This window comes from Roseibium sp. MB-4 (assembly GCF_053005265.1).
This window is the reverse complement of sequence record NZ_JBRKQB010000004.1, coordinates 403,870-425,641: the sequence shown is the minus strand read 5'-3', so window position 1 is coordinate 425,641 and position 21,772 is coordinate 403,870. Positions and strand designations below refer to the sequence as shown.

Genomic DNA, 21,772 nt, shown 5'->3' with positions numbered 1-21,772 from the left:
CATCGATCTGGGATACATCGCCCGTAAAGACTTCTGCGCTAAGGCTTCATGGCAAGGGCTCTAGTGAGGTTTCGGTGGTGCAATGAGAACTATTGTCTGTTTCTTCGCGATTCTATTTGGGTTTGTCCTGACACCCGCTTTTGCCAGCGAACCGCTCTCAGCGTCTGAAAACAGATGGGCACGAATGTCGAACGCCTGCCAGACTGAGCTGGGCCTCTCGGCAGACCAATGCGGCTGCATTTTCACCAAGTCACTGGACACAAATCTTTCCAACGTCGATCTCTCATTTTACTACGCCAACGAACCGGGCCGCCTGTCTGCGCAGGCACTCGCCAAGTTGGATGAACTACGTCAAATTTGCACGGCAGACGGAACGTCCGGTGGCTCAGGTCAGCCAAGCGAACACTCCGCCTTGTGTGAGAGCAAAAGCAATATGGATGCGCCCCGTTGCAGCTGTTTCTTGCGAAAAACCAGTGCGGCCAACTACGCATCCAATGATGTTGAAATGTTCCTGCGCGGTCGAGCATCGAAGGTGAGCGAGTTCAGCCTCTACACAGAGATGACCATTCACCTTCTGGATTGCGAGAAGGAAGTCATTCAAGGCCGCTAAGGCGCCGCCAATCGAAATCCGCAAGCCGCTCCCAAGGGCGTTTAGGAGGACACGGCCCCACTCATGGAGGCGGCAGACCGGATCAGCAACTCGATATCTTCCGGCCGCGACAAACGGTGATCACCGTCCGGCACGACTGTAAACGTGACATCATCCTGCGGCAGAGCCTGCACCAGCCGTTCCGCATGACCAAGTGGAACATCCGGATCCAGCGCACCTTGCAGGATCGTCACCGGCACCCCGATCTGAAGAGAGCTGCCGAACAGCAAATGAGACCGCCCGTCTTCGATCAACTTGCGGGTGATGACATAGGGATCATCGCTGTAGTCGGACGGCTGCTCCCAGCGTCCGTCCTGCAAGATAGCCGCACGTATATCGTCCGAGAACCGCTCTTTCCACATCAGCTCTTCCGTAAAGTCAGTCGCTGGCGCGATCAAAATCAAACCCTTGATCCGGCTTGTTTCCTTGCGTGAGAGAGCCAGGATAAGAGCAATCCAGCCGCCCATGGATGAGCCGACAAGGATGGTTTCGCCGCCCGTGCAGGTGTCGAACACCGCCTCGGCTTCCTCCAGCCAATCGGACACGCACGCCTCTTCAAATGCGCCTTCCGATAGTCCGTGCCCGGAATAGTCAAAGCGAACCGTTTCCTGCCCTCGCTCCCGAGCAAATGCAGACAGGGCCTCGGCTTTGGTTCCGCTCATGTCAGACTTGAAACCCGACAGCCACATGAGACCGGGCGATCTTCCTGCTTCTTTCCGGACAGCGATTTTCCGCCTCTGACCGTTTTTTCCGACCTCAATGAATTGCGGTTCCGCCGCGCCCATACTATGGCTCTCTTTCAGTTTCTTCTGCTGGTGTCCTTTGGCACAGCCATCCGTCATTTAAAAGACCGCCCGGAGCCCTGCTGGTGTCCCTGCCCACCGCCCCAACCGTACTGCAAGTGATCCCCGATCTGAACTCCGGGGGCGCGGAACGCACCACTGTCGACATTGCCCGCGCTCTTATCGCTGCAGGTGGAACCGCACTCGTAGCCAGCCAGGGCGGGCAGATGGTGCGCGAGCTGGAAGACATCGGTGCCCAGCATTTCACATTGCCGGTCAAATCAAAAAATCCGATCACTCTTTGGAAAAATGCAGGCTTGTTGAGCGATCTGATCCGCGCTCAGAACGTTGACATCATTCACGCCCGAAGCCGGGCTCCGGCCTGGTCTTCGCTCTTTGCCGCCCGGCGGACACACATTCCGTTCGTCACCACCTATCACGGCAGCTACAGCCAATCGAATGCGGTCAAAGGGCTTTACAATTCAATCATGGCCCGCGGCGACACCGTCATTGCGAACTCAAAATACATCGCCAACCTCATTTCAGGCCGGCACCCCTTTGCGAAAGACCGCATCACCGTGATCCATCGCGGCTCGGATTTGAAGGGGCTTGCGCCGGAAAACGTCAGTGCCCTTCGCCGGCAGGCCCTGAAAGACAGTTGGGGCGTTCCCACTGGCCGTCCGATTATTATGAACATGGCCCGCTTGACGAGCTGGAAAGGCCAGAGGGTGTTGATCGAGGCCATGGGCGCACTGAAGGCGTCCGGAGTAACGGCACCGATTGCCATTCTTGCCGGCGATGCTCAAGGCCGAGACGGTTATGTGGCAGAGTTGAAGCAGTTGATTGCCGATTGGAACCTGCAGGATCAGGTCCGGCTGGTCGGCCATTGCACAGACGTGCCGGCGGCCATGGCGCTGTCCGATTTGGCTGTTGTTGCCTCGATCGAACCGGAAGCCTTCGGCCGAGCCGCTGTTGAAGCACAAGCTGCCCGTGTTCCAGTCATCGTTTCTGACCTTGGCGCAGTGCCCGAAACCGTGCTGGCACCGCCCGATGCTGCAGAAAAAGACCGCACCGGATGGCGCGTTCCGCCTGGTGACAGCGATGCGCTGGCCTCGACGATCAAGACTGCGCTTGCACTATCACCAGAAGACCGGCTCGCATTGACAGGCCGGGGCCTGACCCACGCGAGCCGGAATTTTACCGTTGAAACAATGTGCGCCAAGACACTCGACGTTTATGCCAAGCTGCTGGATCGCTGACCGTTCCGTTTAAGCCGCCCGGATCTGGCCGAGGAAGCGGTTCACTTCATCGCGCAGCAAATTGGACTGTTCGGTCAGATCATTGATGCTGGACTGAACCGCATGCGTGGCATGGCTGGATTCCACTGATGCGTCTTTCACAACCGCGATGCTGTCCGAGACGTCCCGAGTACCGTTCGCAGCCTGGGCAACATTCTCCGCAACACTTTGGGTGGTTGCACCCTGCTCTTCCATGGCGGACGCGATCGCGGTCGAGGACTGTTCGAGATCGCGCATGACATCACCGATCTTCGCAATGGAGCCGACGGCTGTTTTTGTTTCCGCCTGAATTTCGGTCACCAGCTCCGAAATGTTTTCCGTTGCCTTGGCCGTTTCGTTCGCAAGTGCCTTCACTTCGCTGGCAACAACCGCAAAACCCTTCCCGGCCTCACCGGCGCGGGCGGACTCGATGGTCGCGTTCAGTGCGAGGAGGTTGGTCTGCTCGGCAATATCGGAAATCATCGATACAACTTCGCCGATGCGGTCGGCCATGTTGGCAAGTGTTTCCATCTGGGTAGCGGTGCCGGTCACATCCTGAGCCGCGCTCTTGGAAGCAGCGGACGCACGGATGATTTGCTCATTGATCTCGCTGATTGACGCGGTCATTTCCTCAGCAGCGGACGCAACGACGGAGACATTTTCTGTCGTCTGGGCAGAGGCTGACGCTGCCACTTCAGCGCGTTCGCTAGTGTTTTCCGAGACACGTGCCATGGTCTGTGCGCTCTGATCCAGATTGGCAGCGGTGCTGGAAACACGCTCCACGATTGCACCCACGGAAGCTTCGAACTGGCTTGCCAGATTCTCCATCAACGCGCGTTTTTCTTCTTCGGCCCGCGCCGTGCGATCCTGTTGCTCCTGTTCAAGCTCCAAGGTCCGGATGGCGTTTGCACGGAAGACTTCTACGGCACGCGCAATGCTGCCAATTTCATTGCCGCGGTCAGCATAGCCGACAGTCACATCGTTGTTGCCACCCGCCAATTCATTCATGACTCCGGTGAGGTCTTTGATCGGGCGTGTGATGCTGCGTCCGATCAGCCAACCGAGACCAATCGCCAGGATCAAACTGATCGACCCGATCACAAGGAAGAGGTTGTTCGAGAAACTGCGCGCAGAGTCGAGACCGGCACTGGCAGCCTGCTTGCCGAGATAAGCGGCTTCGGACAGCTTTGACCAATCCGGCATGATCTTCGCAAACGTCTCGTCAGCGGCTGCGACCTGCGCATCAATGAACTGGGCCTTTTCAGCATATTTCTTGAAAGTGGCATGGTATGCATCGAGAAGGGCGCTGATTTCTTTTTGCTCTGCGTCCGGCAAACCGCTGTTGGGAAGCATTTCTGCAAATTCACTGCGCCGGTCATCAATCCGGCCAATGTATTTGTCGGCGCCACGTAGCATGAAGTCCTTTTCGTGGCGGCGCATCATCAACATCTTGACGGTCAGTGCATCGAGGTTCGCTGCTTTTAGGCGCTCTTCAACGTTATGTACCGCGCCGCGGAGTTCGCCCTTCAGGCCGACTTTTTCGTCCAGCCCCATCTCTTTCGATTGAGCCACAATCGCATCGAAATCTGCTTTGTGCTGTGCCAGCGTACTCTCAAGGCTTTCGATCACCGGCATCTGATCGGCAGCTTCCGGTTTTTCTGCGGTAAGCTTCAGGAATTCAACAGCTTCGCCGTACCGCTCATCATAGGTGGCTGTTAGCGTTTCATCCTTCGTCAGCAGGAAGTCCTTTTCCAACCGCCGCATGTCTTGCGCCTTCGCCAGCACCTGGGACACGTAATAGTCCATCTGGGAGTATTCAGCGAGGCGATCATTTTCAGTGCTGACAAGCTCCTGGCTATGCCGGGCGACAAAAAACAGGAGAACGATTGCAACAACGGTGATGGCCGACAGACTGCCCACTCGCGCGGCGATCGACAGATTGGTGATTGACTTCATGATTGCACAGACTCTTTTTTATTACCGTAAGATGCATTACACAACTCACGAAAGGTAAGTACAGAAGAAGCAAAACGAATTAATTTTCCTTTACGACTGATCTCTGAAAACTGAAAATTTGAATGTATTCCGATTGAAAATTTTTTCAAACTACAACCAAAAGATGATGAATACGGTTAAATACTAAGCCAGCAAACCAAATTCCGAATTATCAATCAAAACTCAGCGGAAAATGTCTGACGGTCACAATTCGCGTCCACGGAAGCTTCGTCACTGACGCGATCTCACAGGGTCGAGGCTAAATCTCGCGCTTCCGCTGGACATCCGATCCGCAAACCCGCAGATCGGACCTTCGCGCAACACTCAAGCTGCCAGTGGGTAAGCTTCTTCCACCAAGTATGGCCCGCCACCAACACTTGATTTTGCAGAGAACAAGACGAACCGGCCTGCAATAAATGGCGGAGCCTGGAAGTTACCGCGCTCGCACAACCACTTGGCAACATCTTCATTGTTGGATGTTTTACAGCGGGCGAGAGTAACATGAGGCACGTACTTGCGCCTCTCTGCCGGCAAGTGAAGCCGTTGCAGGATGCGCTCTTGCTCGCTTTGAAGCTCAGACAAAGCCGATGTCAGCTGCACACCGGCCCAGACCGCGTGTGGCTTGCCGTTGCCGAAGGACCCAAGGCCATCAAGTCTGATCTCAATGGGATCGCGGCGGATCCGGTCGAGTGCATCAACCACTTCATCCGCCGTGCGATCATCGATATCGCCAATGAAGCGCAGAGTGATGTGATAGTTTTCCGGATCGATCCAGCGGGCGCCCCGAAGGCCTCCCCGGAGCATGGACAACATGAGGGCCGTCTCAGACGGAATCTCAAGGCCTGTAAAAAGCCGCGGCATAGGTGTTCCCTCCGCCAAACGCTGATGTCCCCATCAGGAATCAACTTGATGAAATTGGCAAGACAAAAAACCAACACTTTGAAGACAATGCAGTTTTTGTGTGGAGAGAGATTTCGAGCCGGGCAATTCCTTGCCCGGCTCGAGGGGGAGACTGTAGTTTGATTCTTTTGAAAACGTGAACGTCAGTTACGGCGCGGTGTTGCCGAATTCCTGATGAATCGCGTCGATCTTCTCAAGGACGTCGCTGCTTAACGTCACATCAGCAGCAGCAATGTCATTCTCCAGCTGATCCATCCGCGTTGCCCCAAGAATGACGGACGTCATGAAGTCACGGGACTTGGCAAAGGCAATCGCCATTTGTGCCGGATCGAGGCCGGCTTCATCTGCCAGATTGAAATAGGCGTCATAGGCTTCGATCGACCGCGGGTGCTCATAGCGTTGCAGGCGGTCAAACAGCACTTTGCGGGAGCCAGCCGGCATTGCGCCATTCCTGTACTTGCCCGTCAGATAGCCTTGCGCGAGCGCGGAGTATCCAAGCAAGCCAACACTTTCCCGTTGGGCGATCTCTGCCAATCCGGTTTCGAAAGTGCGGTTGACCAGATTATAGGTGTTCTGGATCGAGGCGACCCGCGGCAAACCAAGGTGCTCGGAGGCCGCAACATAGCGCATGGTGCCCCAGGAGCTCTCATTGGAGATCCCGATGTGGCGGACCTTGCCGCTTTTCACCAGGTCCGCCATCACTTCCAGCGTGCTTTCGATGCTGTTCTCGTCTTCATGCAGCTCCGGCGGAGCCCAGCGCGCCGGATTAGCGCCGAAGTTGCTCATGTTCCGATCCGGCCAGTGGATCTGGTAAAGGTCGATGTAGTCGGTCTGAAGGTTTTTCAGGCTCCGGTCGACCGCAAATTCGATTTCCGCACGTGTCAGGCTGGCGCCTTTGCCGTGCTCGCGGAACCAATCCATGCCGGTCCGGCCGACAACCTTGGTCGCCAAAACGACTTTGTCCCGGTTGCCGGTTTTTTTAAACCATGTGCCGATGATCCGTTCCGTCCGCCCCTGCGTTTCCTTCTTTGGCGGAATTGCATAGAGCTCGGCTGTATCGAAAAAATTGATCCCCTTCTCCAGGGCATAATCCATTTGAGCATGACCTTCGGCTTCCGTGTTTTGTTCGCCATAGGTCATTGTGCCAAGGCACAATGCGCTGACCTTTATATCCGTGCGGCCAAGCGTGCGCAGTTCCATGAGGGATATCCTTGTTTACAGGTAATTTGTGTTCGGCAGGATCAGAGATGTCTGAATGCTACTTTTTGGAGGCTTGTACCAGCAACTCTTCGACCGTCGGCAGAATGTTTTCAACAATGACGCCAACGCCCTCCGCATTCGGGTGAATGCCATCGGCGAGATTAAGATCCGGGTTCAGCGCAACACCTTCCAGAAAGAACGGATAGAGCAATGCGCCATGGGCCTCGGCGATGTCTTTGTAGATCGGGTCGAAGGAGGCAGCATAGTCCTCACCAAGATTGCGTGGGGCGAGCATGCCCGCAACAAGCACCGCAATGTCCTTATCGGTCAGGCGTTTCACGATTTGTGTGAGGTTGTTCCGTGTCAGGTCCGGCTGAATGCCGCGAAGGGCATCATTGGCTCCAAGCTCGACGATGACCGCGTCAGCGTCAGTTCCTACCGACCAGTCGAGCCGGGAAAGTCCACCGGAGGAGGTGTCACCGGAAACACCGGCATTGACGACGTCCACAGAATGCCCGCGTGCATCGAGCGCTTTTTGCAGCTGTTCCGGAAAGCCCTCCCCGGCCTGCAGCTGATAACCGGCGGACAAACTGTCTCCCAGCACAACGAGCTTTAGATCAGCGGCTTTTGCAGTGCTGGTTCCCAACCACAACAGAGGCAGCATGAACAACAGAAAGAAACGATACACTCTAATACACTTTCCTGACTGGAAGACTTGGCACAACAGGCCCATATGGTCGCAAAGTGACCACTTGTCGAGGGCATGTGATGGCCAGAACGGCCAACATATGACCGTTATAAAGGCCCAAAGATGACGACGACACCAGCCATTGCCCTGAAAAATGTCCACTTGACCCTTGGAGAAGGGGCCGGACAGGTTCACATCCTGAAGGGTATTGATCTGGAGATCGGAAAGAGCACATCCGTTGGCCTGGTCGGACCATCCGGCTCGGGCAAATCGACCCTCCTCATGGTGATGGCCGGACTGGAACGCGCCGATGAGGGGTCCGTTGTCGTTGCCGGATCAGAACTCGGCGGACTTTCAGAAGACCAACTGGCGCTGTTTAGAGGCCGCAATGTCGGCATCATCTTTCAGTCGTTTCACCTTGTCCCGAATATGACGGCGCTGGAAAACGTCGCAGTGCCGCTTGAACTCGCCGGCGATGCGGACGCCTTCAAGAAGGCCCAGGCAGAGCTTGAGGCTGTTGGTCTTGGAAAACGCATGCACCACTATCCAGCACAGATGTCCGGCGGAGAGCAACAACGGGTCGCCGTTGCGCGCGCGCTCGTCGTGGAGCCGGAAATCCTGATCGCAGATGAGCCGACAGGGAACCTGGATGAAAGCACCGGCGCACAGATCGTCGACCTGATGTTCTCTGCGCAGCGCGACCGCAAAACCACGCTGGTTCTTGTGACGCACGATCCGGCCCTTGCCGAAAAATGTGACCGGGTCATCCGGGTCCGCTCGGGCGAAATAGAAGAAACCACCCAAAATCTGGCCGCAACGCAAGAACAGGTGTCCGCATGAGCGGATTTGTGTCCGGCGAGCTTGGCCGCAACAACCAGACCTTCCGCCTCGCCCTCCGGTTTGCCCTGCGCGAACTGCGCGGCGGCTTGAAGGGCTTTTACATTTTCATTGCCTGTATCGCGCTTGGGGTGGCCGCAATCTCCGGTGTGACCTCGGTTTCCCGAGCCTTGACCGAAGGGATCTCCCAGGAAGGCCAAGCCATTTTGGGCGGCGATCTGTCCTTCCGTCTGGTTCATCGTCAAGTGAATGAGGACGAGCGGAGCTATATCGACAGTCTCGGTGCAGTTTCGGAAGTCGCGACATTGCGCGCAATGGCCCGACGCGCAGACACGGCAGACCAGGCGCTTGTAGAGCTTAAGGCGGTCGATGATGTTTATCCGCTCTATGGCGCGCTCGAGCTGCAATCAGGGCAAAGCCTTGTGGACGCACTGGATCAGCGTAACGGTCGCTGGGGAGCTGTGGCCGAACTGGCCCTGCTGGCCCGTCTTGATGTTGAAGTTGGTGACACACTTGAGCTTGGCCGCACGAGTGTTGAAATCACAGACGTCATTGAAACTGAGCCCGACAAACTCGCGGGCGGAATGGAGTTCGGCCCCCGGCTGATGATCTCCACCGAGGCCATCGGCGCAACTGGTCTCGTTCAGCCGGGCAGTTTGGTCCGCTGGCATTACCGGGTTCGCATGGATCCCGCGCCGAGCATCGGCGAGCTTAAACAGATCGAGGAAGTAGCGGAACAAACCGAAGCTGATGCCGGTTGGCGGGTGCGCTCCAGAGCCAACGCATCTCCCGGCCTTCAGCGCAGCATCGACCGGTTTGCACAATTTCTGACGCTTGTTGGTCTCACAGCTCTCGTTGTGGGTGGCGTTGGCGTTGCCAATGCGGTCCGGGCCTTCCTGGAAACAAAACGGGAAGTCATTGCAAGCTTCAAGTGCCTGGGCGCAACCGGCGGCTTCGTCTTCCAGATCTATCTGGTTCAGATGCTGGCGCTTGCCCTTATCGGGATTGGCATCGGGCTGGTCATTGGAGCAATGATCCCGTTTGCCGCTGGTGCTGCGCTTTCCAATGTTCTTCCGGTCAAACTTGCGGTCGGCATCTATCCAAGCGAACTGGGCCTGGGCCTTGTCTATGGTCTTTTGACAGCGCTGGCTTTCGCGCTTTGGCCGCTTGGCCGGGCTCATGACGTTCCACCTACCGCCCTGTTCCGCGATATTGTGGCGGCAGGCTCCAAATGGCCCCGCAAACGCTATTTGTTCGCCACGGCTCTCACCGTGGTCGTCCTTGCGTCCATCGCCATCCTGCTGGCCTATGACAAGCGAATTGCCACGATCTATATCGCAGCGTCCGCCGGGGCTTTTGTGCTTTTGGTGGTTGTGGCACGGATCATCATGTGGCTCGCCAAACGCCTGCCTCCGGTCCGCTCCACAGAGTTGCGGCTGGCGATTGCCAACATTCACCGTCCTGGTGCCCTGACGCCGTCCGTCGTTCTGTCTCTTGGCTTGGGCCTCTCCCTGCTGGTCGCCCTGACCCTGATTGATGGAAACCTCCGCCGGGAACTGACTGCGACCATCGCTGGAGAGGCACCTAGCTTCTTCTTTGTCGACATTCAAAGCCACGAGCGGGACGCCTTCGAAACCCTGCTACGCGACGAAGCTCCAAACGCAGACCTTCAAAGTGTGCCGATGTTGCGCGGCCGGATTGTCAGCCTCAACGGCATCAGCAGCGATGATTTCGTGCCCGCCCAAGAAGGGTCCGACTGGGTCCTGCGCGGCGACCGCGGCATCACTTACGAGGCTACGCTCCCGCCGAACTCGGAACTGGCGACCGGTGAATGGTGGCCGCAGGACTATTCCGGGCCTCCACTGGTCTCCTTTGACGCGGAGGCTGCAACAGACCTCGGCCTCAAGATCGGCGACACCGTTTCTGTGAACGTTCTTGGTCGCGAAATCTCCGCAGAGATTGCGAATACGCGGGACGTGGAATGGCAGTCGCTTGGCATCAACTTCGTCATGGTGTTCTCGCCCAACACTTTTGCTGGGGCGCCTCATGCACATCTGATGACCCTTGGCTGGGATGATAACGTCCAGACAGACACCGAGTTGGCCTTGTTGAAGACCGTCTCCAGCAGCTTTCCGACCGTCACCAGCGTCCGCGTGAAAGATGCGATCTCCCAGGTGAACAACATCGTGGCTCAGCTCGCATGGGCGATCCGCGGCGCCTCCTCCATCACGCTGATTGCCAGCATTCTTGTCTTAGCAGGCGCACTCGCCGCCGGGCATCGCAGCCGCATCTATGACGCTGTCATCTTGAAGACCATTGGCGCCACACGAACGCGGCTGATCCTGGCCTATGGCCTCGAATATGCGATCCTTGGCCTTGTCACAGCCGTGTTTGCCGTTTTGGCGGGCGGCATTGCTGCCTGGTATGTCATCACTGCGATCATGGGCGGAACCTTTACACTGCTGCCGGTCACGGCGTTCAGTGCTGCCCTAATTGCGCTTGTCCTGACTGTCGGGTTCGGCCTGATCGGAACCTGGCGCGTTCTTGGCGAAAAACCTGCACCGGTTCTTAGAAACCTCTGATGTGGCCAAAGACCGTGTTAACCGTCAGAAAAATTTCATCAAACTGACCGCAAATGTGCGCCGCATTACATCCGGCGCGCCTTGCGTCCTGCGGTTATCTTGGATATCGGAAGAGAGATTTATCTCTTGAAGGGGCACTCCGAAATGCCGGGCTATCGTTTGAATTCCATGTTTAAGACCACTCTAGCAGCCTCAATTGCGGCTTTGACCATGCTGTCTGCCGTGCCGGCCGCTCAAGCTGAAAGCCCGTTTCACACCGGCGTTTGGCAGCTGAATGATCCGGCTGGCAAGCGCGGCCTCGTTGTCAGCGACTGGCTGGTTTGGGAAGACGGCCTGCCGAAGCGCTGGCTTTACCGCCGCGCGGGAACCAATGACGCCAACCAGTTTGATTTCTTCACCCGCTCAATCGGTGACAGCGGCTTCACCCCGGTCGGCATCCGCGTTTATCGGACCGGGGAGCATGAGATGAAATACACCATCTCTGAAAAGGGTAAGGACCCGATCGAGGTTTCCGCGAACCGTTTGTCGATCCCGAACTACAAGAATTCTTGCCTCTCGGTTGAAAACAAGGGCAACAGGCTGACCGGCGGCACCTGGACCGGCACACCGCAATCTGCCGGAAAAAAACTCCGCCTGACCAAATCCAAGCTGACCATTGATGGAAACGCGCGCAATGTGACCGTCGAAGATGTTCGCGTGGGCCGTGTCGGGATCATGGAAGACGGCAAACCCTTGGCGTTTTTCACGGATGCTGGCGGCGATTATGGCGTTCTTCAGTGGTTCAAGCCGGGCGTAACGCCGGAAGTCATGCGCGACACCACAAAAGAAGTTATGGATTTCAAGGCAGAAGAAATCTTCCGCTGGCCACAAGGCACTTGCGATCGGCAGATCGAAAGCCGTCTTAAAGCCATGAAATAAGAACTCTTCTTAATCATAAGGGCCGGAAATACGGGCCGTAGCAGAAAGATTGCGATTTTTTCAGGAAAGTCATCTTGTGCTAGGGTCCGTATTCTCCCATATGTTGAGGGAGCTGTGCTGCAGGATTCCCTGCGCGCACAAGTTTTGAACGAAGGGGAATCTTAAGACCATGTCGACCTTTGACCGCCAATCTCAAGGCGCTTACTCGGTTGCCGGCGCTCGTGCCGAGGCCGGCATCGATCAGGGCCTGCGCGCCTACATGCTGGGCGTATACAACTACATGACGTTCGGCCTCGCGCTGACCGGTTTCTTTGCCATCGGTACCTACATGATGTCCGTCGTGACCAACGACGCTGGCTCGATCGTAGGTTTGACACCGCTCGGCAACGCCATCTTTGCCTCACCGCTCAAATGGGTGGTCATGCTGGCGCCGCTCGGCATGGTGCTTTGGCTCTCGTTCCGGATCCAGTCCATGAGCGCGTCAACCGCTCGGACGATGTTCCTCGTCTACTCCGCCCTGATGGGTGTATCCCTATCCTCGATCTTCATGGTTTATACCGGCGGATCGATCGCGCGCGTGTTCTTCATTACCGCAGCGTCGTTCGGTGCGCTGAGCATCTTCGGCTACACCACGAAGAAGGACCTGTCCGCTTGGGGTTCGTTCCTGTTCATGGGCCTGATCGGTATCGTGATCGCCTCCCTGGTGAACATCTTCCTCGGATCTTCCGCGCTTCAGTTCGCGATTTCCGTGATTGGTGTTCTGGTGTTCGCTGGCTTGACTGCCTACGACACACAGCAAATCAAGGAAATGTACTACGAGGGCGATTCCGGTGAAGTTGCCACCAAGAAGTCCGTGATGGGCGCTCTGCGTCTCTACCTCGACTTCATCAACATGTTCCTGATGCTGCTGCAGCTGTTCGGCAACCGCGAATAATCTGCGCACCATCATAAATGTAGAAAGCCCGGCCATTGCGCCGGGCTTTTTGTTGTCTTTTGACAAAAGATGTCGCTTCCAAATCTCAGATGGTCAGCACGTGAAAAACGGGCAAGCGGCGACCTCGAGTTTAGTAGAGACCGCTCCGGGTTTCGAGCCGTGCGCCCTGTGTCAGGCGTCGACGACCCGTAGATGCTTTTTCTTTTCCAGAACTCTCAGAACCTGCGCAAGATCGTGGCCACGTTTCAGGATCATGCCACCAGTCGCGACGACCGAATATGCGCCCTGCCGCCGCGCAAGTTTAGGATCCTTTTCGATGCGATAAAGAGGCATTTCAGAGGCGCGGCGGAAAATTGAGAAAACAGCCCTGTCATTCAGAATGTCAATTGCATAGTCCCGCCACTCACCATCGGCGACCATGCGGCCATAGAGCCTGAGGATGACATCGAGTTCCCGGCGGTTGAAGGACACCACTGGTAAGGAGGGAGGAGCTTTATGCCCAGGTCCGTTGAGGCTCAAGCTCCGGCTGTGCTGAGATGCGCTATCATCGGCTTCGCTCATTCCGCCTCCCTTTTGAACCGCCTTGCACCTTGCGCTGCCGTCAGCATTTGCTTGGTGCATGTCATCCAGATGTCATGATGGTCGTGGTTCGCCGCGAATTGCAAGTGCAGGCCGGTAGAAAGCTGAGAAACTGTTGCTTTCATTCATCAATCGTGACCGAAAAACATCAAAAACTGACGCTTGGGCAACTTTTCAAGAAAGAATACCAAAATTTTCATGTTTTCGCCGCATTCCAGCCCTTGGCCAGCCAAAAAGCACACCCATATTAGCATCATACCTTGATGGGAACGGTCTACGGGCACCGCGGTATGCAATAGCCCCCCAGCCCCCCGTGGTGAATGTAGAGCGACCAGATTTTTTGAGTCAAACATCAGGGCAACTGAAGGGCCGGCAACACGCCGGCCCTTTTCATTACCGGGCACCTTTGACGGCCAGTCTCAAGAATTCCGGCAGTTTTCCCGAACCGAAAACGTTTCAAGCTTCCCCTGCGGACGCCTTGTAGTATTCTTTTCCCAAGATGACTCTTGACCTGATTGATCTTCGTGCGGCGAGACCGGCAGACTGCGAAGCGCTTGCCAACATCCATAGCGAAGCCTGGCTCGGCGCTTATCGCGGCGTGTTACATGGCCTTGACCTTCAGCGAATGGTCTCAAGGCGGGGCGAAAACTGGTGGCGCGGAGCTCTGGCGCGCGGCGTCAACATCAAGATCCTATCCGTTGCTGATGTTCCGGCCGGATATGCCACCTTTGGCCCGTGCCGGCTAACGAATACCAGCATGGATGGAGAGATATACGAACTTTATCTCAAACCGGAGTATCAGGGCCTGGGTTTCGGCCGCAGGCTTTTTGAAGACATCCGGGCATCATTCCTCGAGCAACATGGCTCAGGGCTTGCCGTCCAGGTGCTCAGCGACAACACGCCTGCCCGGGAGTTCTATCGTGCGGTGGGAGGCCAAATCGCCGGGAAATCATGGCACCGGATCGGCGGTAGACGACTCGAATTGCTCATCTACATCTGGCCGAGGCGAACGCTCTGACAGGCTCACCATTATGCTTTCTAAGGTAAGGATCTGGTACGCCCGCGCCACTTCCGGGCCATTAATCAATTAGGTGCAATGCAAAACTAAAGACTTGAACTTCTGCCTTCGGATTGCGATAGACGGCGCAACGATCCAACAGGAGTTCACAGATGCGTATTGACGCCGTGCCGATTGGCAAAAACCCGCCGGAAGATATCAACGTAATTGTTGAGGTCCCCGTTGGCGGTGAACCGATCAAGTATGAGATGGATAAAGAAGCAGGCGCGATGTATGTCGACCGCTTCCTCTACACGCCCATGCGCTATCCAGGGAACTACGGCTTCGTCCCGCACACGCTTTGCGGCGATGGCGATCCGATCGACGTGGTTGTCGTCAACCAGCGCCCTGTTGTACCTGGCGCCATCATGACCTGCCGTCCGATTGGTGTTCTCCTGATGGAAGACGAGTCCGGCCAGGATGAAAAGATCATTGCGGTGCCAAGCCACAAGATCACCAAGCGCTACGACAATGTTTCGGACATTACCGACCTGCCGCAAATCACCATCGACCAGGTTAAGCACTTCTTCGAGCACTACAAGGATCTGGAACCTGGCAAATGGGTGAAAGTGACGGGTGTTGAAGGCGCAGAAGCTGCAAAACGCATGATTGTGGAATCAATCGAGCGCGCCAAGACGGAAGCTGCCGAATAAATGCAGCCCGACTATCCTTGAGGCTGCCGCCGCTGCATCATCTGTCGGCAGCGGCCTCAAGACGCTCCATGTCCTGATCGCTCAAACCGAAATGGTGACCGATCTCATGGATAAGCACATGGGCGACCACATCTCCGAGCGTTTCGTCCATTGCGGCCCAATAATCCAGAATGGGCCGGCGGAAGAGCCAGATACGATTTGGCATTTGCCCAGTATGGGACAGCTCTTCGCCCTCGTCCAAGCCGACACCTTCAAACAACCCTAGAAGGTCGTGCGGATCTTCGATCGACAGTGCATCGAGAACATCATCAGGTGCGTATTCGGCAAGTGTGATCTGCAAATTGCCGCAGCGAAGCAGCAGATCGTCCGGCATGGTTGCCAGTGTTTCGCTGGCCATTGCCTCAAAGTCTTTCAGGTCCGGCGCTTTGAGGTCGGTCCAGTGGCTTCGACTGATTGGATGAATTGACGCCATATTTTGTTCCAGGCTCCAGTGAGCGCTGTATTTCCTTTTTCGCGAGCCTCCCAACTCAGTTGGAAGATTACTTACAGGTAGGTAACGGCAAGGTAAATCACCAGACCAATTGCAAACATCAACCCAAGCGACCGTCCGATGCGCGTGCCCCAGACTTCGATGTGGTCATCGGCATCCTTATCGGCCGCGCTCATATGGTCCCGCGCACGATCGGCCATGCGAACAAAGGTCGAGCCAACAACCGTTTCGCTTTCCGCTTGCGCGCGGTCAATCGCTCTCAGCGCCTCGTCGCGCCTTTCCTGATCGGCCTTGTGTTTTGACGTGCTCATGCCGGTGACTTTGCCATGGGGACCCGGAATTTCAAAATTCCGGCAGCAAGAAGCCCAAGTCCGGCCAACCCGGCAGATGCAACAGCATTCCACCCGGCAAAGGACAGGCCCAGCATCCGCCAGCTGGCTTCCGTGCAGCTGACAACCCGGGTCGATTGCAAGGCTTGCAGCATGTTGGAAGCGGATGCCGGAGCAGCAGCGCCCCCGCCGCAATCATTCGGGCCATCCCAGAACTGCCATTCCGCTCCGGCCTGATAAATCCCGAGGCCAGCTCCATATGCGAACACAACCGCAACACCCAGCAACAGGATCGCGGCAATCCCTTTGCGACCAGTCACCAAGGCAGCCAATGAAACAAGGGCCATCGGCAACCCGATATAAAAAGGAATTCGCTGCTCCAAACACAGCTTGCAGGGGACATAACCGCCAATCAGCTGATATCCCCAAGCCGTTCCAATCACCACAAGGCCACCGGCCAATAGCAGGAGTGTCAACGACTGCGCCAGTTTTTCAGCGGACATCGGATCCTCTTTGCTTAGATAAACTTCAGCGCGGCGAAACCGCCGACCAGAAGCACGACGAACACGGTGAACATAAGACCGAGGCGTTTCTCGATAAAGTCCTTGATCGGCGGGCCGAAGAAATACAAGAGCCCAGCGACGATGAAGAACCGGATCCCCCGGGAGACAATGCTTGCAAGAATAAAGATTGGCAGGCTTAGACCTGCAGCCCCGGAGGCAACTGTAATCACCTTGTAGGGAAACGGGGTCACACCGGCGATAAACACGAACCACCAGCCCCACTCGGCGAAGATATGGCGGAATTCCTCGACGTAGTGGAGTTTGCCGTAGAACGCGAGCACCGGCTGTGCAACCTGTTCAAACAGAAACATGCCGATGAAATAGCCGAACACACCACCGGCAACAGAGGTCAGCGTGCACAGCAGCGCATACCACCAGGCCTTCTCGCGCCGGGCAATGACCATCGGGATCAACAAGATGTCCGGCGGGATCGGAAAGAACGAGCTTTCAACAAACGAAACCGACCCCAGCGCGGTAGGTGCGCGAGGTCCGGCAGCAAGGGACAGGGTCCAGTCATAAAGGCGTCTGATCATGACGCCTCCATACCTGCTGCAATGCAAAAAGTCACCTAACGAAATTCAGGCTGGGAACGGTTTGAAACCAAGGGTAAACAAACCAGCACTGACGTGGCGCGAGCTGCGCTATGGATTTCAACGAATGCCAACCGCGGCACCCGTCCGGTGATTACATCTCTATGAACATTTTCGCAGCATTGACCTCTTGGCCCTGAAGCTGAACCAACTCCGGGTTCGCCTCAAGGAACGCCGCACTGTCAAAGGTGATTTCCCGATTTTCAGCCCGGCCAAATTCGATGTAGTGCCGGGCGCCAGCTTCCGCATCTGCCCCGAAGACCTCGATCAAATCCTCATGCGAGGCGATGTAATCAAGGGCGGAGAAATCAATCGTCCGGCCTTCGGTCAAACCGAACTCGACAAAGTGGTCAAAGAGTGCCTCTTCGTCCGTACCAAATGCCTCTTCGACATCCTCATAACTCGCGGCATATTCGAGGATTGAAATCTGCGTTTGCGCGATAACATCGAGGTCAGCGTCGGCATAAGAAATGGTTTCGACATTGGTCAGCCGGTCCGTACCGTGATTGCTGAACACAATGGTCTCACCATTGTCAAAGACGTAGGTGTCTGCTGAAGAACTACTATGGTTAAGGACGAACACGTCGCTTCCAGCACCGGCATCAACAAGGTTGTCCCACTGGTTGCCGATGATGACATCATCTCCCGCACCACCAATCGCGTTTTCAATGACTGCGCCATAGGCGATCGAGATGTTGTTTGTGAGGCCGGCAGCGCTCGAAAAGCCGCCTTCGTTCAGATTGATGACCGTATCGACGAAATAGCCAGAGAAATCAATCGTATCTGTTCCGTCTGCGTCCCAGATCGAAAAGACTGGCGCAGTGTTCTGACTGAAATCGTAAATCGGTGACTCTGTGTTGGAATTGAATCCGTAAACCGTGTCATCAGTCCGCGTCGACATGTTCACGCCGTACTTTGCCTGGATAGCCAAGATATCGTGAAGCATCGGGGTCTGGGCAAAAGCATTTCCGAAATCAGCGCCCGTATGGCTCTCATCCCAATATGACATGATCGAATACTGAGCGCTGTCTTCGGCATAAGCGGCGTTGTTCTGATAGCTCAGCTTGCCGCCGCTGGCGTTGTAGTCACCCGGATGCGGCTGGCCGATGGCATGGCCAATCTCGTGAACCAGGACTTTGTAGCCATAATTCCCGATTTCCGGAGCCGTATTATAAGCGTAGTCACTGTTCACCCAGACATCACCGGCCCAAGAGGAAAATCCCGGAAGGTAGGCATGGGCCGCCGAATAGTCCGCCAACGTATCGGAGTTGGCAAACCGGATCGGCGCGAAATACGAATTGCTTTCCTGAAAGGTTATGTCGGCAACATCAGACCATGCCTCCAGGGCTAGCCGCGCCATGTCCATCTGCTGGCTGTTGAAACTATTGAACCCGTCGTACTCGTCCAGGCCCTTCGCATAACTTGGAAGTACCTTGGCGAAAGAATAGGTCACAACAGCAATACCGCCCCAGCTGTAATCGCCGCGGTTCAACTGCCCGATGATATAGTTGAGGGAAGTGGTGCCACCGGGACCCGATGCTGCAGCGGCGGCAAATGTACCGTCTTGGGCATGCTCAATCCCGTCACAAAGAGCACTGTGACAAAGTCCGCACATAGGTTTTCATTCGGTGAAATGAATACACCGCCCCTGTTTATTTGAATATTTGACGCATTAGCTTGTTATTTGCTTTTGAGGGCAGTATGCGCGGCAGGTGGTAAAAATTATTGAATCGAAATTCTAGTATTTTTTGTTTGTTGGAACGTCATTAATATTTTTTGAACATGCAATTAACTTGAAATTAATACTAAAATTTCGTTATTTACATTTACAATTGCTTAGGCATAAGCGTGGCCCTGGCCACCGAACTTCAGCGGCGGCCAGCACCGGCATGCTCGGATGTTTTCTGGCAGACGAGATGGTTGGGGTCGACAGGGCCCGGTTGCTACATCAAACGAAAAGCCAAAGCTTCATTCATCAACGGGACATTAGCATCACAGGGACCAAGGATTTCAGTGCTTGGCACTTTGTCCAGTCTTTCGAAATCAATCAGATATTTGCCGGCAGCCAGTTTTGACAACCAGGGATGGCCACTTGTTCACCGGCTAACAAATTACAGGAGAAGCCTTAGTATTTTGATGAACACTTCAAGCAGCGCACGATTATTGTCACTAGTGACATAATCAAACCTATTTCTTTCTGCTTTGCGCGTAAAAGTTGCTTGCTGTTAACCTTTACGGTAAATTAATTTACGCGAAGAGGAGTTATTTTATCAATAATTTCAATAGCTTAATTTTGATCAACAAAATACCGGTAATTACCGTGTTAATTAATATATTGATAATTTTAATAAAAAATTTAATAATTGAAGCCTGCAACTATCCCGTTTGTACCGGAGTTTTTTAGTCAAGCGAAAGCTAGTAGGGGGTATTCATGGCTTTTTCTATTACATCATCATTCGACTCAGACTTTTATCTATCCCAAAATCCTGATGTTGCTGCTGCGATTGAAGCAGGTTTGTTTGAGAGCGCTGAGCAACACTTCAATCAGTTTGGTTTTTCAGAAGGCCGAGATCCAAACCCATATTTCGACACATCGTTCTATCTGGAACAAAACCCCGACGTTGCTGCCGCCGGCATCAATCCGCTCAACCACTTCAACCAATTTGGTGAAACGGAAGGTCGCAGTCCGAACGCAATCTTCAATCCGACCTATTACCTGGAACAGAACCCGGACGTTGCAGCGTCCGGCATTAGTCCATTCCTGCACTTCATCAATCACGGTGCCGGCGAAGGCCGGTCGCCGAATGCGTCTGTCGCCTCGCAAACGAGCGAAGGCTTTGACGAAGCAGCATACCTTGCCGCAAATCCAGACATCGCAGACGCAATCGCCAACGGAACATTCTCCAGCGGCTATGAGCACTGGCTCTTGATCGGATTTGACGAAGGTCGTTCTGGCGCGCAAAACGCCGCCGGCGACCCGATCGATCAACCCAACAACAGCGGCACACCGAGCGGTAACCCTGATGACTCTCCTGCAGATCCAGATGCACCAGGCACCCCCATTGTTCCAGTTGCAACAATTGAAAACGGCGAAATCGAGTTAGTAAATTTAAGTAGCGCTAATGCTGTAATTACGATAACCGGCAATACACTCTTTGTGACGGCAAGCAACGACGCTGAAAGAAGCCAAGCTTTCGATCTTGCAGACGTAAAAACCATTGACCTAAATGGTTTCGAAGCGAAAATCTCCGGTGCTACAGTTAACCAATTGTTCCCGGACTCTGGTTCCGGGACAATAGACATAGTCGGTTTCGGTTCTGGCGGAACTTTCGATATCACTGGGGTCGATTTTGGAAACATAAAACAACAGACACTGCAGTCCCCGAATGTCTGGCAGTCTGACCAAAACCCAACCAACCCCACTGTTGCCGGATTTACATTCTCAGAGCTTGATGGCAACAAGTCCATCTTACCTGATGGTGTTACCGTGAATGGTTCCCGTTTGGACGCATTTAAAGCGTGGTGGGATTCATTCGACGACTTTTATGCAGGTGGCGCCAATTACTACAATGTGTTCATAAACGAACGGTTCGTCTATCTCGGCAATGACTATGTCGATTATCTGAACCAAGCTGGAAACTCAGCGTCTCTGGATGTCGTTAAAACAAGTGGTGATTATACCAGCCGCCAACAGACACTTCACGACAATCTGCTTGGAAACTTGGGTGACGGCCCTATAAAGAGCCGTTTCGAAGATTTGGACGACTCCCTTTACGATTGGCCGACACTCGGTGATCCGAGAACGACCTCTGCCCAAGCCTTTGGAGATCGCCCATACACATCTGGTAATGCAAACACCCTTGACGACTTTCAAACTGCCAAGGACTGGGACATCGCCAATGGCGTCAGCAGAGCAGATGGCAACATCAAACTGACAACCGGACAGCTTGATGACATTGCCAGTGACGGCAGCAACATGTGGGCAGGGAGTGGCAACTCAAACGATCTGTTCCGAATTGTTCAGCTTGTGGATCAAGAAATTGAACTCGGTATCAAGGTCAAGGAGCGTAAAGTTGGTGACTACGCAGATAGTGCTTCGACGGATTTAGTCGAAACCTCAATCTACAAGAACCTGGATGCAACTGGTTGGGACGCACCAAGTTGGAACCAACCAGGCGGTAGTGGTGGAGCAGAGAACGTAGCTCGCTGGAGTTTCGACTTCTCGATAGCGACTGACATTGATGGTACTGATGCCGACGCACCCACACTAGCTGATTATGTGTTCAAACTAGTGTTTGATGTCGACCCAACTGAAAACGGCGAGTCTTTTGTTACTCTCGTCCTCGATCAAGCGGACGGCGGAAACTGGCTGTATGAATCTTCCGACAACGCCCAAGTGAATGCGCTTTTCAATGCAATCACTTCCGCGAATGGCACCAATATCATCATCTCCGATAATGTTGGCGAAAATGACTCCAATGACCCGACATACGTATCTCAAAACTCTCAAAACTATGGGTTCGCTAATTCGTTCGAGAGGTATGTCAACACGTTCCTAGGCAATGATTATAATCTTGATGGAACAAAACAGGGCTCGGTCACGTATTGGGAAGCTGAAAGTGATGCTGGTCATTTCTCCATTTCACTGGAAGCTTATGACAGCACCGGAACCCAACTGCTGGGAACCAATACGATCATTGTTGATGGAGTTGTTGGACCATAACGTCCACAATTACCCGCATAATGAAC

At 54.6% G+C, this 21,772-nt stretch carries 20 protein-coding genes; 9 read left to right on the top strand and 11 right to left on the bottom strand.

The window, feature by feature from the left end:
• The first annotated feature begins 82 nt into the window (after positions 1 to 82).
• A complete protein-coding gene (locus ACVDG4_RS21555; RefSeq protein WP_447236621.1) occupies positions 83 to 610 on the top strand; it encodes a hypothetical protein in 528 nt (175 codons plus the stop codon).
• 41 nt (positions 611 to 651) lie between these two features.
• Here the strand turns inward: ACVDG4_RS21555 and ACVDG4_RS21550 are convergent, their stop codons facing one another.
• On the bottom strand, positions 652 to 1,491 hold the full coding sequence (locus ACVDG4_RS21550; RefSeq protein ID WP_447236620.1) for an alpha/beta hydrolase: 840 nt from the start codon (positions 1,489 to 1,491) through the stop codon (positions 652 to 654).
• 26 nt (positions 1,492 to 1,517) lie between these two features.
• Between ACVDG4_RS21550 and ACVDG4_RS21545 the strand changes: the two genes are divergently transcribed.
• Complete coding sequence (locus ACVDG4_RS21545) at positions 1,518 to 2,690, top strand: glycosyltransferase family 4 protein (RefSeq protein ID WP_447236619.1); 1,173 nt, start codon at positions 1,518 to 1,520, stop codon at positions 2,688 to 2,690.
• A gap of 9 nt (positions 2,691 to 2,699) precedes the next feature.
• On the opposite strand, the gene ACVDG4_RS21540 is transcribed toward ACVDG4_RS21545, so the two are convergent.
• From ACVDG4_RS21540 to ACVDG4_RS21525, 4 genes are all read right to left on the bottom strand, one after another.
• A complete protein-coding gene (locus ACVDG4_RS21540) occupies positions 2,700 to 4,664 on the bottom strand; it encodes a methyl-accepting chemotaxis protein (RefSeq protein WP_447236618.1) in 1,965 nt (654 codons plus the stop codon).
• 363 nt (positions 4,665 to 5,027) lie between these two features.
• Positions 5,028 to 5,564: an RNA 2',3'-cyclic phosphodiesterase gene (thpR, locus tag ACVDG4_RS21535; RefSeq protein WP_133952435.1), complete on the bottom strand. Its 537-nt coding sequence runs from the start codon at positions 5,562 to 5,564 to the stop codon at positions 5,028 to 5,030.
• 186 nt (positions 5,565 to 5,750) lie between these two features.
• Positions 5,751 to 6,803 carry an aldo/keto reductase gene (locus ACVDG4_RS21530; RefSeq protein WP_447236617.1) on the bottom strand — a complete coding sequence of 351 codons (1,053 nt, stop codon included), beginning with the start codon at positions 6,801 to 6,803 and terminating at the stop codon, positions 5,751 to 5,753.
• A gap of 58 nt (positions 6,804 to 6,861) precedes the next feature.
• Entirely contained in the window at positions 6,862 to 7,491 is a 630-nt protein-coding gene (locus ACVDG4_RS21525) for an arylesterase (RefSeq protein ID WP_447236616.1), read from the bottom strand.
• Between the two features lie 123 nt (positions 7,492 to 7,614).
• Here ACVDG4_RS21525 and ACVDG4_RS21520 point away from each other — a divergent pair, with 123 nt between their 5' ends.
• The 4 genes from ACVDG4_RS21520 to ACVDG4_RS21505 all read left to right on the top strand — a co-directional run bounded on the left by ACVDG4_RS21520 (position 7,615) and on the right by ACVDG4_RS21505 (position 12,762).
• A complete protein-coding gene (locus ACVDG4_RS21520; protein WP_209180074.1) occupies positions 7,615 to 8,331 on the top strand; it encodes an ABC transporter ATP-binding protein in 717 nt (238 codons plus the stop codon).
• Positions 8,328 to 10,910, top strand: coding sequence for an ABC transporter permease (locus tag ACVDG4_RS21515; RefSeq protein ID WP_447236615.1), 2,583 nt, complete (start codon positions 8,328 to 8,330; stop codon positions 10,908 to 10,910). Before ACVDG4_RS21520 ends, ACVDG4_RS21515 begins: the two co-directional genes overlap by 4 nt.
• Positions 10,911 to 11,009: 99 nt before the next feature.
• Positions 11,010 to 11,828, top strand: a complete 819-nt coding sequence (locus tag ACVDG4_RS21510) for a hypothetical protein (RefSeq protein ID WP_420339544.1) — start codon at positions 11,010 to 11,012, stop codon at positions 11,826 to 11,828.
• 169 nt (positions 11,829 to 11,997) lie between these two features.
• The gene (locus ACVDG4_RS21505) at positions 11,998 to 12,762 is read left to right on the top strand and encodes a Bax inhibitor-1/YccA family protein (protein WP_133952443.1); all 765 of its coding nucleotides are present in this window, start codon (positions 11,998 to 12,000) and stop codon (positions 12,760 to 12,762) included.
• Positions 12,763 to 12,933: 171 nt separating this feature from the next.
• Here the strand turns inward: ACVDG4_RS21505 and ACVDG4_RS21500 are convergent, their stop codons facing one another.
• Positions 12,934 to 13,323 (bottom strand): DUF2794 domain-containing protein, encoded by a 390-nt coding sequence (locus tag ACVDG4_RS21500; protein WP_306149727.1) that lies wholly within the window; start codon positions 13,321 to 13,323, stop codon positions 12,934 to 12,936.
• A gap of 517 nt (positions 13,324 to 13,840) precedes the next feature.
• Between ACVDG4_RS21500 and ACVDG4_RS21495 the strand changes: the two genes are divergently transcribed.
• Both ACVDG4_RS21495 and ppa read left to right on the top strand, forming a co-directional pair.
• The gene (locus tag ACVDG4_RS21495; protein ID WP_447236614.1) at positions 13,841 to 14,359 is read left to right on the top strand and encodes a GNAT family N-acetyltransferase; all 519 of its coding nucleotides are present in this window, start codon (positions 13,841 to 13,843) and stop codon (positions 14,357 to 14,359) included.
• Between the two features lie 152 nt (positions 14,360 to 14,511).
• Complete coding sequence (gene ppa / locus ACVDG4_RS21490) at positions 14,512 to 15,051, top strand: inorganic diphosphatase (protein WP_133952449.1); 540 nt, start codon at positions 14,512 to 14,514, stop codon at positions 15,049 to 15,051.
• Positions 15,052 to 15,088: 37 nt separating this feature from the next.
• Here the strand turns inward: ppa and ACVDG4_RS21485 are convergent, their stop codons facing one another.
• The 5 genes from ACVDG4_RS21485 to ACVDG4_RS21465 all read right to left on the bottom strand — a co-directional run bounded on the left by ACVDG4_RS21485 (position 15,089) and on the right by ACVDG4_RS21465 (position 18,638).
• The gene (locus tag ACVDG4_RS21485) at positions 15,089 to 15,523 is read right to left on the bottom strand and encodes a metallopeptidase family protein (RefSeq protein ID WP_133952452.1); all 435 of its coding nucleotides are present in this window, start codon (positions 15,521 to 15,523) and stop codon (positions 15,089 to 15,091) included.
• A 71-nt stretch (positions 15,524 to 15,594) separates the two neighbouring features.
• Complete coding sequence (locus tag ACVDG4_RS21480) at positions 15,595 to 15,852, bottom strand: hypothetical protein (RefSeq protein ID WP_133952454.1); 258 nt, start codon at positions 15,850 to 15,852, stop codon at positions 15,595 to 15,597.
• Positions 15,849 to 16,373 carry a disulfide bond formation protein B gene (locus ACVDG4_RS21475; protein ID WP_447236613.1) on the bottom strand — a complete coding sequence of 175 codons (525 nt, stop codon included), beginning with the start codon at positions 16,371 to 16,373 and terminating at the stop codon, positions 15,849 to 15,851. Before ACVDG4_RS21475 ends, ACVDG4_RS21480 begins: the two co-directional genes overlap by 4 nt.
• Positions 16,374 to 16,387: 14 nt before the next feature.
• The gene (locus ACVDG4_RS21470) at positions 16,388 to 16,966 is read right to left on the bottom strand and encodes a YqaA family protein (protein WP_209176232.1); all 579 of its coding nucleotides are present in this window, start codon (positions 16,964 to 16,966) and stop codon (positions 16,388 to 16,390) included.
• 151 nt (positions 16,967 to 17,117) lie between these two features.
• Positions 17,118 to 18,638, bottom strand: coding sequence for a M10 family metallopeptidase C-terminal domain-containing protein (locus ACVDG4_RS21465; protein WP_447236612.1), 1,521 nt, complete (start codon positions 18,636 to 18,638; stop codon positions 17,118 to 17,120).
• Between the two features lie 816 nt (positions 18,639 to 19,454).
• Here ACVDG4_RS21465 and ACVDG4_RS21460 point away from each other — a divergent pair.
• Positions 19,455 to 21,746, top strand: a complete 2,292-nt coding sequence (locus ACVDG4_RS21460; protein WP_447236611.1) for a hypothetical protein — start codon at positions 19,455 to 19,457, stop codon at positions 21,744 to 21,746.
• Positions 21,747 to 21,772: the final 26 nt, after the last annotated feature.